The sequence below is a fragment of the Actinospineispora eucalypti genome (assembly GCF_039543365.1).
GTDB lineage: Bacteria > Actinomycetota > Actinomycetes > Mycobacteriales > Pseudonocardiaceae > Pseudonocardia > Pseudonocardia eucalypti.
Genome location: NZ_BAABJP010000028.1, coordinates 1 through 851, shown reverse-complemented (window position 1 = coordinate 851; position 851 = coordinate 1). Strand labels below are relative to the sequence as shown.

The following is an 851-nucleotide window of genomic DNA, read 5'->3' as shown; positions in this document are numbered from 1 at the left end:
GCCCGTACTGGACGTCGTGCACCACCAGCGAGATGACGATGGCCAGCAGCACCAGCCCGGAGGAACGGGTGTCCAGCAGCTGGAAGTACGGGAATGCGTACAGCCCGGTGCACACCACGCCGATGCCGTACACCAGTTTGCGGCCGAACCGGTCGGACAGGTGTCCGAACAGTGGCACGCTGACCAGCCCGAGCGCGGCGGCGACCATGGTGTCGTTGAGCAGTTGGCCCCGGGGGAGCCCCAGCTGTTTGGTGCCGTAGGTCAGTACGAAGGTGATGAACAGGTAGAACGGCGCCTGCTCGGACAACCGTACGAACGCCGAAGTGAGGATCTCCCGGGGGTGTCGCCGAATCGCTTCCCACACCGGGGTGCGCTCCACCGCGCGACGCTGCTTGACCTCGGCGAAGTCCGGGCTCTCCATGACCCGCAGCCGCACCCACAGACCCAGCGCGATGAGCACCACGCTGAACAGGAACGGCAGCCGCCACCCCCAGCTGAGGAACCCGGGCCCGGACAGCGCACTGCTCGCCTGTACCGCGCCGGTGGACAGCAGCAAGCCGATCGGCACGCCCAGCTGCGGCATGCTGGCCATCAGACCCCGGCGGCGCTCGGCGCCCCACTCCATGGACAGCAGCACCGAGCCACCCCACTCGCCGCCCACCCCGATGCCCTGCGCGACCCGCAGCAGGGTGAGCACGATCGGCGCGACCACGCCCATCGTCGCGTAGCCGGGCAACAGCCCGATCAGCGTGGTGGCCACACCCATCAGCAGCAGCGTGCTGACCAAGGTCGCCTTGCGGCCCACCCGGTCGCCGTAGTGCCCGAACACCGCCGCTCCCACCGGGCGGGCG

The 851-nt window shown here is 69.6% G+C and carries 1 protein-coding gene; it reads right to left on the bottom strand.

The window, feature by feature from the left end:
* The coding region (locus tag ABEB12_RS24130; protein ID WP_345703105.1) for an MFS transporter at window positions 1-851 on the bottom strand (851 nt) is incomplete at both ends.